The sequence below is a fragment of the Phyllobacterium lublinensis genome (assembly GCF_020164435.1).
GTDB lineage: Bacteria > Pseudomonadota > Alphaproteobacteria > Rhizobiales > Rhizobiaceae > Phyllobacterium > Phyllobacterium lublinensis.
On sequence record NZ_JAIUDQ010000002.1, the window covers coordinates 14880 to 32098 of the forward strand.

The following is a 17219-nucleotide window of genomic DNA, read 5'->3' on the forward strand; positions in this document are numbered from 1 at the left end:
GAACCGCAAAGTTCCGGCGGTCATTTGAACATCAGCGGCGGAGATGATCCCATCTCCGCTGTTTCGTTACTGAGGCAGGACAGCAGGTTTGAACTGGGCACCCAAAAACATTCCGGAAATTCTGACGGCGACCTGGCAGCATCTTGTCCTCTCGGTGTCCTCCGTACTCATCGGGTTGGTGATCGCCTTGATCCTTGGGATCCTGTGTGCCCGCCGGCAGAGGCTTTATGCTTTCGTCCTGACCATCACAGGCATCATCTTCGTCATACCTAGTCTTGCGTTGTTCGCGCTGCTCATCCCCTGGCTTGGCCTGGGAACCAAGCCTGCGCTTGTCGGGCTCTCCTCCTATTGCCTGCTCATACTCCTGCGCAATGTCGTTACCGGCCTTCGGGGTGTGCCGTCTGATGTGCTCGGTGCGGCCGACGGCATGGGCTACAGTGCGTGGCAGCGCCTTGTCCGCATAGAACTGCCGTTGGCTCTGCCGCTCATCGTCTCGGGCGTTCGGATCGCTCTCGTCACGGTCATCGGCATCGCGACAGTTGCCGCTTTCATCGATGGCGGCGGTCTTGGCACCATCATCCTCATGGGGATCGATCAAAGCTATACGGAGAAAATACTCGTTGGCGGCATTCTGACGGCGTTGATGGCCACGTTCTTCGATGTGCTCCTCAGCAAAGCTGAAAAACTGCTGGTTCAGGGGTGATGACAATATGCTAGTCACCGCATTCACCTGGATCATCAACAACCAGTCCGAGTTCTATGAGGCCCTTGGCCGGCATCTCGTCATGTCGGGAGTATCGTTGGCATTTGCGTTGATGATTGGATTGCCGCTCGCCGTTCTGATCATCAATCGCGGCGGACTTGCCATGATCGTCATCAATACCATCAACGCACTGCGGACCATTCCCAGCCTGGCGATCTTGGCCATCATGATGCCGCTGCTTGGCATCGGCCTCTGGCCCTCGATCGTGGCATTGACGGTCCTTGCCCTGCCGCCGATCCTGCTTAATTCCTTTATCGGCTTGCGCGATGTGGATCCGGATGCAGTCGAGGCAGCGACTGGCATGGGCATGAGTCGCCGACAGATATTGACCAAGATCCGCGTCCCGCTTGCCGCGCCTGCCATGTTCGCCGGAGCACGCACGGCAGCGGTTCAGGTTCTCGCGGGCGCCACGCTTGCACCTTTCATCGGGGGCGGCGGACTTGGGGACTTCATTGCTGTCGGAATCAGCATGATGGACATGTCACGCCTGCTCGTCGGTGCCATTCCCATAGCGATACTGGCGCTCGCCACCGAGTTCATTCTCGGCCTCGCCGAGAAATACTTCTTTGGAGAAAGAGCCACTGCATGATTACGATGGAGCATGTCACCAAACGCTATACCGAGGGTGGCGCGGCTTCGGTCGATGACCTGTCGCTCGTTGTTCCCGAGGGGACGACGACAGCCCTGATCGGACCCTCCGGTTGCGGCAAGACCACGACCATGAGGATGATCAACAGGTTGATCGATCCGACCGAAGGCAAGATCATCGTCAATGGGGAGGACGTAACCAGGGTTGATCCCGTCAAGCTGCGCCGCCATATCGGTTATGTGATACAGCAAGTCGGCCTTTTCCCGCACATGACAATCGCGCAGAACATTGCGGCGGTGCCGAAACTCCTTGGCTGGACCGAAGCAAAAATCAGGAGCCGCACGGCAGAATTGCTCGACCTTGTCGGCCTGGATCCCGACGAAATGCTCAGGCGCTATCCCCGGCAACTTTCAGGTGGACAACGCCAGCGGATTGGCGTGGCGCGTGCGCTCGCCGCTGACCCTCCAGTGTTGTTGATGGATGAACCTTTTGGAGCGATCGATCCGATTGCCCGGACTCGCCTTCAGGACGAATTTCGCCAGATATTGCAGCGCGTGCGCAAGACGGTCGTGCTCGTCACCCACGACCTGGACGAGGCGATTCGGCTTGGCGATCGTATCGCCATTATGAAAAATGGAAAGATCGTGCAGTATGATACGCCGGACGCCGTGCTATCCAATCCTGCGGATGCCTTCGTGGAAAATTTTGTCGGCATCGATCGGGCGATCAAGCGGCTCAGCCTTTTCACGGTCAAGGATGTCATGGACAGCCTTGCGCCGCGTGAGGACAGTGCGAAAGTGACATCGGGCAGCAATCTGCGCGATGCGCTGGCATTGATGGTCGCCGCCAATAGCGACGTTCTCGCCGTCGTTGACGATGGCGGTTCTGTAAAGGGTCAGTTGACGCGAGACGCAATCTTCTCGGTATGATTTCACTCACATTGGGAGAGCCAAGCAATGTCGATCGCCTATCGTTCCTCGGAAGTCCCGGCGGTATTGATTGAACCGACCAGCCGCCGTATTCGCCTCAAGCTCGGTGACCGGTTTATCGCCGACTCCACGCGTGCCATCGTCATCTACGAGAATGGAGCCCGCCCGACCTATTATTTGCCGAAGACTGATTTCGTGAGCGGCGCACTGTCCGCTGCGTCAAAAAGCGAACCGGCTCCGCTTTATGGCACGAAGACATTCTGGTCCCTGCAGTCCGAGGGCACATCCTTGCCCGACAAGGCCTGGAGTTATGATGGAGCAAAGCTTGGCACTCCCGAACTGGCCGAATATTTGACGGTCGACTGGCGTTCTGTACGCTGGTTCGAGGAGGATCAGGAAATTTTCGGTCATCCTCGAAATGCCTATCATCGCATTGACACCCTGCCGAGTTCGCGGCTTGTTGAGGTCATTGTTGACGGTAAGCCGGTTGCCCATACCAGACGGGCGATCTTCCTGTTCGAAACCGGAATGATTGCCCGGTATTATTTCCCGGTCGAAGATCTGGTCGCAGGGACGCTTGTTCCAAGCGACTACACGACATATTGCCCCTATAAGGGACCGGCCGCCTATTACCATTTCGAACTCGACGGCAAGCGCCACGAGAACATCGTCTGGTACTATGTCGAACCATTTCCGGAAGCCAGCAAGATCAAGGGGCTGATCTCATTCTACAATGAGAAGGTTGACACGATCCGCGTCAACAGTGGCACAGAATAATGCACCTTGGAATGTCGATCACGCCGTTCGGTCATCACCCTGCAGCATGGCGTACCGGCAGATCGGTAGAGGCGATCGGTTTCAATCGCCTCGCGGCACAGGTCGCCAAGGCTCAAGCGGGAAACCTTGCATTCGTGCTGCTCGCAGACCGCTTCGGACAACGGCCGCTCCATGACTTGTCGCCGGAAGCCGTACCCTTTGAACCGACAACACTTGCAGCTGCACTCGCAACCGCTTCGCGCCAAATCGGCATCATCGCCAGTGCCGCGACCAGCCAGCACGAGCCGTATAATATTGCCAGGCGCTTTGCGTCGCTGGATGCGATCAGTGCCGGAAGATCCGGCTGGAACCTGGTCGTGTCAGCAGAGGCCTTGGCGCGGGATAAAGAATACGTCGAAGTGGTCAGCGGGCTTTGGGATAGCTGGGAGGAAGACGCGTTCATCTGCGACAAAGCTGCGGGTCGCTTCTTCGTCCCGCATAAAATGCACGTGCTTGATCACAGAGGCGAACATTTTACGGTGCGCGGCCCCCTTAACGTCAATCGATCGCCGCAGGGAAAGCCAGTGATTGCCCACAAGCTGACTCTCCCGACATTTGAGATTGCAGCGCAATATGCCGAAGTGATCTTTATTGATGCGCCATCGCCGGAAAAGGCCAACGGGCTCGTTGCGGCCTTTGCTCGACGACTTCACCATTATGGCCGCGACAGATCCGATGTGAAAATACTTGCTGATGTCGTCATTTACCCTGGTGCGACGTCTGCCGGAGCACAGGAATTGCGCGACAGTCTCGATGCGATGGCTGGGCATGTTCAATGGTCAAACGCGCTTCAGCTTGTAGGGGATACGAGGGAAATTGCTGATCGCATGCAGCAGTGGACTCAGGCGGGCATCGTTGACGGGTTTACCATTCTGCCATGCCTCGTACCGGAGAGTGTTCATGCGTTGGTCGACCATATCGTTCCCGAACTGGACAGGCGCGGATTGCTTCAAAGATCTGACGAAGGCTTCACCTTGCGTGATCATCTTGGGTTGCGAAAGCCGCAGCATCCGGCCAGCCAGGTGGTGGCGTGATGAGCGCGGGAAGGTCAATGAAACTTGGTGCTTTCCTGATGGCGGGCGGCCATCATATCGCGGCGTGGCGCCATCCGCTTGCCGTCGCGGACGCAGGTGCTGATATTGCTCATTTCATAGCGCTGGCGCAGATCGCCGAAGCTGCGAAATTTGACATGATCTTCATTGAGGACGCGGCGGCCATCCGTGAGCGTAATGCCAATATTGCGAGCCAGGCGTCCCGCTCGACAATGTTCGAGCCATTGAGCCTGTTGGCAGCGCTTGCCGTGAACACGTCGCATATCGGGCTGGTAGCAACGGCGTCCACAACCTACAACGAACCCTATGGTCTTGCACGGACTCTGGCCTCCATCGATAACCTGAGCCGCGGTCGCGCCGGCTGGAACCTTGTAACGTCGGCAAGCGAGCTTGAAGCGGAGAATTTCGTTTCAAGCGGTTTGCGGCCGCATGCACAGCGCTATGAACGGGCGGAAGAGTTTGTCGGGGCGGCAATCGCAACCTGGGATAGTGTCGATGCCGGTGCGTACGTGGTCGACGGTGGAATCTATGCCGATCCGTCCGGGTTACATCCTGTCGATCATCTAGGGACGCATTTCACTGTTCATGGGCTTCTTGACAGTCCACGCTCTCCCCAAGGTCGTCCGGTAATGGTTCAGGCTGGAGCATCTGACGCTGGCAAGAATCTCGCGGCCCGCACTGCCGACGTGGTGTTCACGGCGGCCCAGACCCTGCAAGAGGCGCAGGAATATTACGGCGATCTGAAATCTCGCATGCCCGCCTTTGGTCGCAATCCAGATGATCTGAAGATATTGCCTGGCGTATTGCCCATAGTCGGCCGCACCGAGAGCGAGGCTCGGCAAAAGTATGCGGAGTTGCAGGAACTCATACCCGATGAGGTCGGCGTGGCACTGCTTGCCAGCTATCTCAGCATCAAGGACCTGTCACAATATCCATTGGATGGTCCGTTACCGGCAATGCCGCAGACCGATGGCATACAGAGTCGCCAGCAGCTGATTATCGATCTCGGGCGTCGTGAAAATCTTTCGATCCGGCAGCTTGCACGCCACTTTGCCGGGTCGCGCGGACACTGGCAAATCATCGGAACGCCGACTCAGATTGCCGATGAGCTGGAGGAGCGCTTCCGCGCAAAGGCGGCAGACGGGTTCAACATAATGGGTGCATATTTCCCGGCCGGGCTTGAAGACTTTATCTCCCTCGTCATTCCAGAACTATGCCGCCGCGGGCTCTTTCGGAAGAATTACGAGGGGCGGACACTGCGTGAGAACCTTGGAATAAAGATACCTGCGCATGGCGCATGAATAGAGAGAAAAGCATGCAACCCATCTATATCGATTATCTGAACGCATTGGACATCGATGCATTGGCCCTGACCAATGCGGAAATTTTGTCAGCGATCGAAATCTCGCTCGCCGCACAGGGCAATGGTGAAACCGTGATCGAGCCGCGTGTCCACCTTGAACCGGATACAGCTTTTCATGGTCATTTCAATGTGCTGCGGGGTTACGTTGCCCCTTTGAACCTAGCTGGCGTCAAGATAGTTGGCGACTTTGTCGACAATTACAAGCTGCAGTATCCATCTGAATTCGGCGTCCTCAACCTGTTTGACCCGCGTACAGGCGTCCCCCGCGCCATTCTGGATGCGACTGTCATAACGGATATGCGCACGGGCGCAATTACTGCCCTCGGCGCTAAGTATCTTGCTCGCACCGGTTCGAAAATCCTTGGCCACATCGGGGCACGTGGTACCGCCTATTGGAACGTGCGGCTGCTGGACCATCTATACGATTTCGACGAGATTCGCGTTCATTCGCGGCGGCCGGAAAGCCGGGACGCGTTTGCCGAGAAGCTGTCAAACGATCTCGGCAAGAAGATTGTCGTAACCAACGACTGGCAAAGCTGTGTGGAGGGTGCCGACATTGTGGTTGAGGCATCGCGCCTGCCGGAACCGTATCCAATGCTGAAGACCGCCTGGATCAAGCCAGGTGCTTTCGTCGTACCCTACGGAACAATGAGCGCGGTGGAATTGTCATTGACCGATATCATGGACAAGCTCGTGGTGGATGATTGGGGCCAATGCAAGGGCGGCAAATTTGGCTCGCTAAGGGCGCACGTCGAAGCCGGCAAACTATCCGAACAAACTTTGCACGCCGAGCTTGGCCAAATTGTTGCGGGTCGCAAGATCGGGCGTGAGACCGATGCCGAGACGATTCTGTTCTGGCATAGAGGTCTGTCGCTGAGCGACATTGCGCTTGGCCACGCCCTGCTCGAAAAAGCCAAGGCGGCTAACATTGGCCAAAGGTTACGTTTCGCATGAGACCGATCATATTCAACGGAACCGGTGTCAAGATTGCCGACATTGCGGCAATTGCCCGCAAGGATGCACAGGTCGAGGTCGATCCCAATGTCTATGATCGCCTGACGAGAGCCCGCGCGCTTCTCGATCGGGCAGCCGCTTCCGGCCAGAAGATATATGGTCTGAACACCGGCCTTGGCGCCAATCTCAAGACGTCGGTCACCACGGATATCAGCATGTTCCAACAGCAGCTGGTCCGCGGACGAAGCGTCGGCGTTGGGCCATCCTTGCCCCGCGACCTGACCCGGGCGGTGCTGGCTGCGAGGCTATCGATGCTTTCGGTCGGAGGATCGGGGACATCCCCTTCAGTCTTCGATGATCTGCTGGCGCTGTTGAACATGAAAGTTCATCCGGTCATTCCGTCAGTGGGCTCGATCGGCGCAGGCGATCTCGTATTGCTGGCATCGGTCGCCCAAACGCTGATCGGCGAGGGTAGGGCGGAGTTCCAAGGACAGGTCTATCCGTCTGCGCAGGCGCTTGAAATGGCTGGTCTGGCCCCTTCCAGACTTGGCCCGAAAGATGGCCTGTCTCTGCTCAATGCCTCGGCGGTATCGGTTGGCCAGGCGGCTTTGGTGGCTGTAGATGCAACCAGCCTCATGGATTTCCAAAGACAGGCAGCGGCACTCAGCTTCGAGGCTCTTGGCGGCAATCCCCTTATTCTGGCGCCCTCGATCCAGCGTGCCCGGCCTGCCGGCGGGCAGACCGAAGAGGCGCAGATACTGTTGGCGCTGCTTGAGGGTTCGTCACTGTTTGATGCCGATCCGGCGATACAGGATCCGCTGAGTCTGCGCTGCGTTGCGCCGATCCACGGCGCGTTTGTGAATGCATTGAACGCAGCGACGGAGGCCGTCGAGATCGAACTGAATGCTGCGGCGGACAATCCCCTGGTCGTGCTTGAAGAAAATAGGGTGTTGTCGACAGGTAATTTCCATACGCCGGCATTGGCGCTCGCTTTCGAAGCCATCGGTGTCGCAATAGCACAAATGGCGCTCGCCAGCGCGGCGCGCTTCATCCAGCTAACGGGTGCGGGCCGGAATGGTTTGCCGCGCTATCTTACCCCGATGGGCGGCGCTTCCGCAGGATTCGTGCCGCTCCAGAAAACCGTCACGGCCCTGATTGCGCAAATTCGGCACAAGGCCAATCCGGTTGTGCTCGATTTCCTTCCGGTCTCGGAGGGCGTTGAAGACCACGCGACACAAACACGTCTGGCCGTTGCGAAGGCGGCCGAGATTGTCGATTCGTGGCGTTATGTGGTCGCTTGCGAACTCTTGGCCGCAGCCCAGGCGATCGATCTCAAACCCGGTCACATCTGTGGCAGGCGATCGTCACAGACATACCGGTTCGTACGCGAGGCTTCTTCCAAGCTGGCGGAAGACCGCGCCCTCGGAATTGATGTGTCTGAACTGGCTGACCGCCTTCGCGGTGAAACCTAGCGGAGGGCTTGGGCGCCAGGTTTGCCCGGCGATCTTCCGCCGGGCCTGTCGGAGTGGCGTCAATGGCGTCAAGACAAAATGGGTATGGGTGATACTTTCCAACCGATGCGCTTTCTTGCCCACCAGCCTTCTCCCCTATTTGCTTTAGACTTGTTGCGCCGGCCGAGGGTGGCAGCGGCACGCGCTGCCGCGAGGGGCCTCTCGCAACCTGCTTAGCTAATTCCGATGGCACTTGGCATGATTAGGATTTGTGCAAAGTAGCCTCCAGGTATTTCAGTGACCAAAACAAAATCTGAACGAAATTGAGTTTGGCAAGCCGAAGGACTGCCGACGCGGCGGAGGATCGGGCTGAAGCAGTGGCGGTTGGACGATAAGGAAACGCAACGCATCGCCGACGTAACCATCGATCAACATGGCCGATCGGCGGCCATTCTCAAACCGAAGGCTGAAGAAAACTATCCCTAAACCAAGAGGAAACACCATGAGTGAAATCGTCGACATCCACCCGCACATCGTGTCTGCAGATGAAGCACGCTATCCGGTCACGCCGATCGGCGGCAAGCGCTCAGACTGGTCGCATGAGCGTTCGATCACGCTGGAGCAGCTCATCGAAAGCATGGACGAGGCCGGTGTGGACAAGGCGGCCGTCGTGCATTCCTCAACTACCTATGGCTTTTCCTGCGAGTATGTCTCGGATTCGGTCCTGCGTCATCCCGATCGGCTGACCGGGGTGTTCTCGGTCAACGTGCTTGAGCCGAGCGCGCCGGCCGACATGAAGAAGTGGTTCGAGCGCGGCTGCACGGGCATGCGCATTTTTTCGCGCGGCAGTACACTGTCCGGGTCCTGGCTTGCCATCGATGATCCGCGCATCTTCCCCTGCTACGAATATGCGTCCGAAAAGGGCATATCCATCGCTTCCAACATCACGGTGGAATTGTTCGACCAGCTGGAAAACGTGCTCAAGCAGTTTCCCAAGGTGAACTATGTTCTCGACCACCTCGGCAGGACGGACTTCCATTCCGATGGTGCGCCATTCAAGGCGGCCGAACCCCTGTTTCGCCTAGCCAAATATCCGAACCTTTACCTGAAGGTCGCGACCCGCAACTTCTCCGAGGCAAACAACGGCAAGTCGACTTCCGAAACCCTGTTCAAGAAGCTGACGTCGGAATTCGGCGCCAACCGCATGGCTTGGGGGTCAAACTATCCGGCATCGGCGGGAACGTTGAAGGAATTGCTTCAGCTGGCGAAGACCGGCCTTTCATCCCTGCCGCAGGCCGACCAGGACTGGATTCTCGGCAAGACGGCGCTGCATCTCTATCCGGTGCTCGACAAGAACAAGGCCGCTGCGGCCTGAACTGCTGCGGTATCGTGGATCATTCGAGGTTGGCCGAGCTCGGGCTTGGTCAGCGTCTCGGATAGCGGACCCAGCCGACACATGACGACCATATGGCGCACTGCCTTGAGTGCGTCCAATCACAAAAGCGGTTCCGAGAACCGGGCAAGGGAGAGAAGAATGAGTGAAATCGTCGATATCCACCCTCACATCGTGTCTGCAGATGAAGCGCGCTACCCGGTCACGCCGATCGGCGGCAAGCGCTCCGACTGGTCGCATGAGCGTTCGATCACGCTGGAGCAACTTATCGAAAGCATGGACGAGGCCGGTGTGGACAAGGCGGCCGTCGTCCATTCCTCGACCACCTACGGTTTCTCCTGCGAATATGTATCGGATTCGGTCCTGCGTCATCCCGGTCGGCTGACCGGGGTGTTTTCGGTCAACGTGCTTGAGCCGAGCGCGCCGGCCGACATGAAGAAATGGTTCGAGCGCGGCTGCACGGGCATGCGCATCTTTTCGCGCGGCAGCACGCTGTCCGGTTCCTGGCTTGCCATTGACGATCCACGCATTTTCCCCTGCTACGAATATGCGGCAGAAAAGGGCATATCCATCGCTTCCAACGTGGCCTTCAAGGATTACGACCAGATGGAGAATGTGCTGAAGCAGTTCCCGAACGTCAAATTCATCACTGACCACATGGGAAACAGCGATTTCAGTGACGGTGCGCCGTTCAAGGCGGCCGAACCCCTGTTTCGCCTGGCCAAATATCCCAACCTGTTTCTCAAGGTCGTCACGCGCAATTTTCAGCAGTCCAACAATGGCGAGGCAACATCCGCAACGGTGTTCGAGAAGATCGTTTCGGAATTCGGTGCCAATCGCATGGCCTGGGGCTCCAACTACCCGGCGTCCGCCGGCTCGCTCAAGGACCTTCTTACACTGGCAAGGAAATCGCTTTCCTCGCTGCCACAGAGCGACCAGGACTGGATCCTCGGCAAGACGGCGCTTCATCTTTATCCGGCTCTGGTCAAGCAGAACGTCGCGGCAGCCTGACACCGCTCCGGTCAAGCGCGGAGCATATGACAGGAAAATTGAGCGGGCGGCATTCCAATGGGCCCGCAAGCGAGGAAACAGATGAGCGAGATCGTTGATATCCACCCGCATATCGTCTCCGATGACGAGAAGCGCTATCCAATCACCCCGATCGGCGGCAAGAGGTCCGACTGGTCGCATGAACGCTCGGTGACGACGGAAACGCTGCTTCAGTCCATGGCCGAGGCGGGGGTCGACAAGGCTGCTGTCGTTCACTCCTCGACCACATACGGCTTCTCCTGCGAGTATCTGGCAGATGCCGTGGCGGAGCATCCGGACAAGCTGACGGGGGTGTTTTCGATCAACGTCCTGGCACCTGACGCCGCCGAGACAATGCGGCACTGGTACGAAAAGGGCCTGACGGGGATACGCATCTTCACGCGAGGCAGCACGATGAAAGACGCGTGGCTTGCCATCGACGATCCCAGGGTATTTCCCTGCTACGACTATGCCGAACAGAACCGCATCCCGGTTGCCGTCAACGTGACGATTGACGTCCTCTCGCAGCTTGAGAATGTGCTGAAGCAGTTTCCAAGGGTCAACTTCATTCTTGACCAGCTCGGCAAAGCCGATTTCAGCAGCGGAGCGCCCTATGAGCCTGTCCAGCCGCTGTTCGACCTTGCGAAATATCCCAATCTTTATCTGAAGCTCAAGAGCGCTGCCTTCTCTGAGGCGAAGAAGGGCAACTCCACGCCAGAAGCGATGTTCGGCAGGCTCGTGGCCGAATTTGGTGCCAATCGCCTGGCCTGGGGTTCGAACTATCCGGCATCCAACGGCTCGTTGAAGGACCTCCTGGACCGGGCAAGGCAGGGCCTCTCTTCGCTTTCAGGGAGCGATCAGGATTGGATCCTCGGCAAGACCGCCCTTCATCTCTACCCGGCTCTCGACCGCGCACTGCCGCGGTCTGAGACCGCCCAGCGGCCAGCATTCGTTGCAAAGGGAGGTCGCTGAAATGGTCTATTCCTCCGAGGGCAGAGACATCCGGTTCGTGGCGGTCGGTGACGCCATGCCAACGCGTAGTCTGACGCGGTTCGAAGAACCCGAATATCTGCAGCTGGTCGAATTGCTTCGATCCGCGGACGCGTCGATTGCCAACCTGGAAACGACCGTTCGCACCGAGAATGAGGGCAACCCGAACGTTTCGACAGGAACCATCATGTCGACCCCGCCCGAACTGGTGGGCGATCTCCAATGGATGGGCATCAACCTGGTGTCCGCCTCCAACAACCATGCCTGCGACTATGGTGTCGGCGGTATTCTCGCGACGAAGAAATACCTTGGCGAGGCGCGGCTGCCATTTGCCGGGATTGGTCCGACCCTGATGACGGCGCGAGCGCCCGGCTATCTCGACACCAGGAACGGACGGGTGGCGATCGTATCGGCGACCTCGTTCTTTGGCGCCCATGCGCGGGCAGGAGACAGCAGGCCGGATACGCCCGGCCGGCCGGGCATCAATCCGCTGCGGTTTACCAAGGTGCATACCGTCGATGAAAAATCGTTCGGTGAGATTTCACGGATGAAGGAAGCGCTTGGCTATGCCAAGGCGCAGAAGCGAAATGCCAGCCACTTCTATTCCAGCACCGAAGCGCCGCTGGATCGCGCAGAAGAGATTGTCTTCCTCGACAACAAGTTCCGCTTGGGTTCGGATTTTTCCGTGACGACCGCCGTTCATCCGGAAGATGCGGCAGACAATCTGCGCCAGATCAGTGACGCCCGCCGGCGCGCCGATTGGGTGGTGTTTGCCTTTCACAACCATGAGCTCGGCCCGGCCGGTCAGGAAGAGGCCAAATCCAAGGCGGACATGGAAGAACCGGCGACGTTTGCGCTTGAGTTCTGCCACGCCGCGATCGATGCCGGTGCAGACATGGTGGTCTGCCACGGCCCGCATGTGCCCTTCGGCGTCGAGATCTACAAGGGAAAGCCAATCCTGCATTCGCTGGGCAACTTCATTCTCCAGAACGATACGGTGACTGCCTATCCGGCCGACGCCTATGCGCGCTTCGGCATGGCCGTCGATGCCACGCCCGCCGACTTCATTGAAGAACGCTCCGGCAACGGCACGAAAGGTTTCGACGGCTCGCGACGATATTGGTCGAGCATCGCAGCTGAATGTGAATTCAAGGCGGGTCGCCTCTCGAAGCTGATCCTGCATCCACTCGACCTTGGCTATGGCACGCGGCGGTCGGAACGGGGCAGGCCGGTTATTGCCACCGGCGAGGTTGCACAGTTCGTGCTGGAGCGCGTCAAACATCTCAGCGAGCGCTTCGGCACCACAGTGGTGATCGAGGGAGAGCGCGCAACCGTTGCCATCGAATAACGCCGGCGCCACGGGGCATTGGCATCATATGCAAGGAGACAGTCTTGGCTAACAACGACAAACCGGTTGGCATTTCCCTGCGGACCTATGGCCATACCGCCGATATCAAGAACGGGAATATCCCCGTTGACGGCGCAAAGCTCGATTTCATCGAGGTCGTTCCGCAGGTTGCCGCATTCAGGCGCATGATCCGCGACGTCGAGTTCGAAATCTGCGAACTGGCGCCGACGACCTATTTTATCGCCAAGGCCATCGGCCATGCGCCCTACAAGGCGCTGCCGGTCTTTTTCGAGCGACGATTCCATCACGGAGGCTTCGTTGTCCGCGAGGATTCCGGCATCAATACCGTGCGTGACCTCGAGGGCAAGCGGGCAGGGGTCCGGTCCTATTCCGGTACGACCGGCGTGTGGACCCGCGGTGTCTACATCAACGAGTTCGGCCTTGACAATGACAGGGTGACTTGGGTTGTCGATGACGAGGAGCACGTCACGCAACTGAAACTGCCACCGAATGTGGAGCATGCCCCGCCGAAATCACTGCCGCAGCTGATGGCATCGGGCAGTATCCAGGGAGGCTTCCTGAGCCGGGCCGACAAGGCGGCGAATGACGGCCATGCTGGCCTGGGTCGGGCCGGCCTTTCGGCGGAAACCGCGCAGTATCGCGAGCTCGTGGACAATCCGTTCGAACGCGGCGTTGAATGGTACAATCGCACAGGCATTTATCCGATGCACAGCCTGCTGGTTATTCGTGACGACGTGCTGGCCGATCGGCCCGGCTTGGCCCATGCGCTCTATGATGCCCTCAAGGAAGGCAAGCGCCGCTACCTGGGAAGCCTCGACAACGGCACCGCCGACGCGGCGATCGACAATCGCTATCGCAAGCAGCAGAAGGCGGTGGGCGATCCGCTGCCATATGGCTTGAGGGCGAATATGCCAACGCTCGAAGCGCTGATGACTTATGCAGTGCAACAGAAGCTGATTCCCCGCGCCCTGCCGGTCAAGGATCTCTTCCTCGACATCGATTAAGCGCGATGGTGAGGCTTCGCACGCTTCTCGGCAACCATGCCCATCTGCAGCCTCTGAAGGACGGCCGCATCCGTTCCCCAAGGGTGACGCTGGATTTCGCCGACGAACCCCAGCCGCACGAGGCCTTCAAGCCGTTCGTGCGCGATCTGGCGTTTGATTGCGGTGAGCTTGCCATCGTCACCTATCTTCAGGCCAAGGCCTTCGGAAAATCGCTTGTGTTGCTGCCCGTCGTCGTCAGTTCGCGCTTTCACCACGGCAGCATCTGCTACAACTCTGCCCACGGCGAACTTTCGCCGAAGGATATTGAGGGCCGTTCGGCCGCCGTCCGCACATATTCCCAGACAACGGGCGTCTGGGTCCGAGGAATCCTCGATCAGGACTATGGCGTCGACAGCGATCAGGTCACCTGGGTGACCTGCGACGAGTCACATCTGGCGGAATATTCCGATCCGGCCAACGTCGTTCGCGCAGCGCCCGGCCAACAGCCGGACGGTTTGCTGGGAGACGGGGAGGTCGCGGCGGCGATCCCCATCTCGCTTGCATCGAGGGCGCTCTATACACCTCCCTATAGGACACTCGTTCCGGATCCCCAGGCGGCAGCGATGCAATGGTATGAGCGGCACCATATCGTACCGGTCAATCACCTCTTCGTTGTGCGCAAGTCGATCGTGGAATCCGATCCGGAGTCGGTCGTGGAGCTGGTGCGCATGCTCCGCGAGAGCAAGGAAGCGGCGGGCGCCAGGTCGGACCTCGGCATAGACATGGTGCCGTTCGGCATCGAGGAGAATCGCAGGAATCTCGAACTGGTTATCCAGTTCGCCTATCAGCAGCACCTGATCGATCGGCCGTTCGAGGTCGATGAGCTGTTCGATGACATTCGAGGCATCGCCGGGGCCGCGGGCATGACAAGCTAGGAGGAGCGCTCACAATGGCGGATGAAACATCGCAGCTTGCCGAATATGCAGCCGGTCTCAGATACGAAGACATCCCGCCGGACGTGCTTCGCCGTGCCAAGGACTGCCTCATCGATTCGGTTGCCATTGGTTATCGCGGCAGCCGTGCGAGATGGATCGACATCCTAAAGGGATATGTTGGGACACCCGCGACGGGCGCTTCGGTCCTGTTCTCAAATATCGCGCCGAACAGCACGCCCGAGATTGCTGCGCTGGTGAATGGGCTGCTGATCCATGGCCTTGAAATGGACAGTCTTCGCAAACCGGGCGTTGGCGTGCATCCAGGTGCCACCATCATTCCGGCTGCGCTCGCAGTAGCGCAGCAGAAGAATGCTTCCGGAACCCAGCTGCTGACGTCGATCGTGGCGGGTTGCGAAGTGCTCATCCGCGTTGGCAAGGCGACGAAGCAGTCCATTGAAACCAATGGCTTCCATGCACCGGCGATCACCGGTCCGTTCGGCTCAGCCGCCGCCGCGGGCCATCTGCTGGGTATCGACGGCGCAAGGATGGCAAGCGCTTTCGGCATAGCGGGTTCGATGAGCGGCGGACTGATGCAGTTTGCAGCTGGCGGCGGGCCCCTGGTGAAAAGGCTTCATCTCGGCAAGGCGGCCCAGAACGGGGTTGCGGCCGCACTGTGGGCAGCATCAGGCATGGTCGGACCATCGGGCGTCCTGGAGGGCAAATACGGCCTGCTGAACGGTTTCTGTTCCGAGCATGATGCCAGCCTGCTTGTCGTTGGGCTTGGCGAGACGTTCGAGACGCTGTCGATTTGCTTCAAGCGCTACGCCGCGCACATCACCGCCCACATGCCGATCTTTGCCGTGGAGGTTCTGCGTTCGGAAAACAGCTTCGTTCCGGACGATGTGGAGCGCGTGATTGTGAGGGGCACGCATCGTATGGTTCATCACAATTCGAACCAGCAGCCGAGCGACCCGATCAGCGCATCCTACAGCATCCCGTTCTGCGTGGCGGTGGCGCTCTACGGCCACGAGGCCGACCCTGATGCCTTTGGGGAACAGTCGTTGCGCCATGAGGGCATGCGTCAGCTTCGCGACCGTATCTCCGTCGAGCTGCGCGACGGTGCCGGCGGTCATTCCGACTGGACCGCGGAGATCGAGATCGAGCTCCGCGACGGGCGTGTCTTGCACCGCTATCAGGAGGATTTTCCGGGCACGCCGACGATGCCGACAACCGCCGAGCAATTGGGACGCCGCTTCTTGACCCTCACGGAGCCTGTGTGCGGTCACCACGGCGCAAAGGACCTGCTAGCGCGGTTGGAAAACATCGAGAACGAAAGTGGAATTACGTGGATCGGGCAGCTCCCGCACGCTGCTTGACAGCCTGCGCGTCTCCGGTCAGGCAGCAGGGCGAGAAGGTTCGAGGAGATTCGCATGATTGACCATTGGCGGTCCGAAGACAGAGCCGTCTGGCGGAGGCGCGAATGACCGAGGTCAAGCAGAATGGGCCTTCGGTCCTGCAGATGTTCACCATCGCCTTCAAGGTCAGCATGTTCAGCTTTGGCGGTGGAGTCTCGGGCTGGACGTTTCGAGAATTCGTCAACAAGCGCGCATGGGTTACGGAAGTCGAATTCCTCAGCGACATGGCGGCCGCCCGCATTCTGCCGGGAGCCAATTCGGCTAACGTCACGGCCATTCTGGGCTATCGGCTTCTGGGTGTAAGGGGGGCGATCGCAGGACTCGCGGGCAACCTGATCGGCCCGTTCTGTCTGGTGCTTGCCATCTTTTATCTGCTCCGATGGTTCACGGGGCCCGCGATGGATGCGGTCATGCAAGGAGCTGCGGCGGGGGCAATCGGTCCCGTTTTCTACGTGATGGTCCGGAGCATCCGGCATGGTGGCAAGGAATGGTATGGAGCATTGGTCCTTATCGCTACCGCCGTCGCAGTCCTTGCGAAAATTCCCCTGTTGCTGACGGTCGCCGTTGCACTGTGCATCAGCTTCGCCGGGGTAAGACTTTTTGGGCGCACCCATGAAGGATGAGGGCTTCAATCTTCTGATAAAGCTGTTCCTGGTCTTCGCCCCGCTTTCATTGTCGGCGTTCGGCGGAGGCATATCCGTCCTCTCGGCGATCCAGCATCAGGTGGTCGATGTCTATCACTGGACGACGGGTCCGGAGTTCCTGGAACTCTTTGCAATTGCGCGGGCAGCACCCGGTCCCGGCTCGATGATGTTGACCACGCTGATCGGTCTGAAAGTCGCGGGCATACCCGGCGCGCTGGTCGCCACGATCGGCATGTTCCTGCCCTCGTCGATCCTTTGCATCGCCTGTGCCGCCATATGGGGCCGTTATCGTACCCATCCCGTCATGCGAACCCTGGAAAAAGCGCTGCTGCCCATCGGGGCGGGCCTGCTCATTGCAGGTGTCACCAGCATCGGCATGCTGGTTTCGACCAGCCTCGGCCTGCTGGCAATTGCTGCGGCATCGGCGGCGGCATGCCTGTTGTTGCCTGGCCTGCATCCCCTGATCGTCATCGGTGCCGGAGCTGTGGCCAACCTTCTGATCAGCCTGCTCTTTGGCTGAGCGAGCCGCATCACGGAGGTGCGT

General features: G+C 58.9%; 17 protein-coding genes. All 17 read left to right on the forward strand.

Annotation, left to right across the window (positions count from 1 at the left end):
• Positions 1–88 precede the first annotated feature (88 nt).
• The 17 genes from K9U38_RS03070 (at position 89) to K9U38_RS03150 (ending at position 17195) form a co-directional block, all read left to right on the forward strand.
• Entirely contained in the window at positions 89–703 is a 615-nt protein-coding gene (locus K9U38_RS03070) for an ABC transporter permease (RefSeq protein WP_224492885.1), read from the forward strand.
• A gap of 7 nt (positions 704–710) precedes the next feature.
• Complete coding sequence (locus K9U38_RS03075; protein WP_224492886.1) at positions 711–1352, forward strand: ABC transporter permease; 642 nt, start codon at positions 711–713, stop codon at positions 1350–1352.
• Complete coding sequence (locus tag K9U38_RS03080) at positions 1349–2281, forward strand: ABC transporter ATP-binding protein (protein ID WP_224492887.1); 933 nt, start codon at positions 1349–1351, stop codon at positions 2279–2281. The genes K9U38_RS03075 and K9U38_RS03080 overlap by 4 nt, the downstream gene beginning before the upstream one ends.
• Positions 2282–2308: 27 nt before the next feature.
• Positions 2309–3058 (forward strand): DUF427 domain-containing protein, encoded by a 750-nt coding sequence (locus tag K9U38_RS03085; protein WP_224492888.1) that lies wholly within the window; start codon positions 2309–2311, stop codon positions 3056–3058.
• Positions 3058–4131, forward strand: a complete 1074-nt coding sequence (locus K9U38_RS03090; RefSeq protein WP_224492889.1) for an LLM class flavin-dependent oxidoreductase — start codon at positions 3058–3060, stop codon at positions 4129–4131. The genes K9U38_RS03085 and K9U38_RS03090 overlap by 1 nt, the downstream gene beginning before the upstream one ends.
• Entirely contained in the window at positions 4131–5450 is a 1320-nt protein-coding gene (locus tag K9U38_RS03095) for an LLM class flavin-dependent oxidoreductase (RefSeq protein ID WP_224492890.1), read from the forward strand. The genes K9U38_RS03090 and K9U38_RS03095 overlap by 1 nt, the downstream gene beginning before the upstream one ends.
• A gap of 14 nt (positions 5451–5464) precedes the next feature.
• Positions 5465–6466, forward strand: coding sequence for an ornithine cyclodeaminase family protein (locus tag K9U38_RS03100; protein WP_224492891.1), 1002 nt, complete (start codon positions 5465–5467; stop codon positions 6464–6466).
• Entirely contained in the window at positions 6463–7938 is a 1476-nt protein-coding gene (locus tag K9U38_RS03105; protein ID WP_224492892.1) for an HAL/PAL/TAL family ammonia-lyase, read from the forward strand. Before K9U38_RS03100 ends, K9U38_RS03105 begins: the two co-directional genes overlap by 4 nt.
• Positions 7939–8419: 481 nt before the next feature.
• The gene (locus K9U38_RS03110) at positions 8420–9292 is read left to right on the forward strand and encodes an amidohydrolase family protein (RefSeq protein WP_224492893.1); all 873 of its coding nucleotides are present in this window, start codon (positions 8420–8422) and stop codon (positions 9290–9292) included.
• 159 nt (positions 9293–9451) lie between these two features.
• Positions 9452–10321, forward strand: a complete 870-nt coding sequence (locus K9U38_RS03115; protein ID WP_224492894.1) for an amidohydrolase family protein — start codon at positions 9452–9454, stop codon at positions 10319–10321.
• Positions 10322–10402: 81 nt separating this feature from the next.
• A complete protein-coding gene (locus tag K9U38_RS03120; protein ID WP_224492895.1) occupies positions 10403–11311 on the forward strand; it encodes an amidohydrolase family protein in 909 nt (302 codons plus the stop codon).
• Between the two features lies 1 nt (position 11312).
• Entirely contained in the window at positions 11313–12677 is a 1365-nt protein-coding gene (locus K9U38_RS03125; protein ID WP_224492896.1) for a CapA family protein, read from the forward strand.
• Positions 12678–12721: 44 nt separating this feature from the next.
• Positions 12722–13702: a PhnD/SsuA/transferrin family substrate-binding protein gene (locus tag K9U38_RS03130; protein WP_224492897.1), complete on the forward strand. Its 981-nt coding sequence runs from the start codon at positions 12722–12724 to the stop codon at positions 13700–13702.
• 8 nt (positions 13703–13710) lie between these two features.
• A complete protein-coding gene (locus K9U38_RS03135; protein ID WP_224492898.1) occupies positions 13711–14616 on the forward strand; it encodes a substrate-binding domain-containing protein in 906 nt (301 codons plus the stop codon).
• A gap of 14 nt (positions 14617–14630) precedes the next feature.
• The gene (locus tag K9U38_RS03140; protein ID WP_224492899.1) at positions 14631–15992 is read left to right on the forward strand and encodes an MmgE/PrpD family protein; all 1362 of its coding nucleotides are present in this window, start codon (positions 14631–14633) and stop codon (positions 15990–15992) included.
• 104 nt (positions 15993–16096) lie between these two features.
• On the forward strand, positions 16097–16654 hold the full coding sequence (locus K9U38_RS03145) for a chromate transporter (RefSeq protein ID WP_224492900.1): 558 nt from the start codon (positions 16097–16099) through the stop codon (positions 16652–16654).
• Entirely contained in the window at positions 16644–17195 is a 552-nt protein-coding gene (locus K9U38_RS03150; RefSeq protein ID WP_224492901.1) for a chromate transporter, read from the forward strand. The genes K9U38_RS03145 and K9U38_RS03150 overlap by 11 nt, the downstream gene beginning before the upstream one ends.
• Positions 17196–17219: the final 24 nt, after the last annotated feature.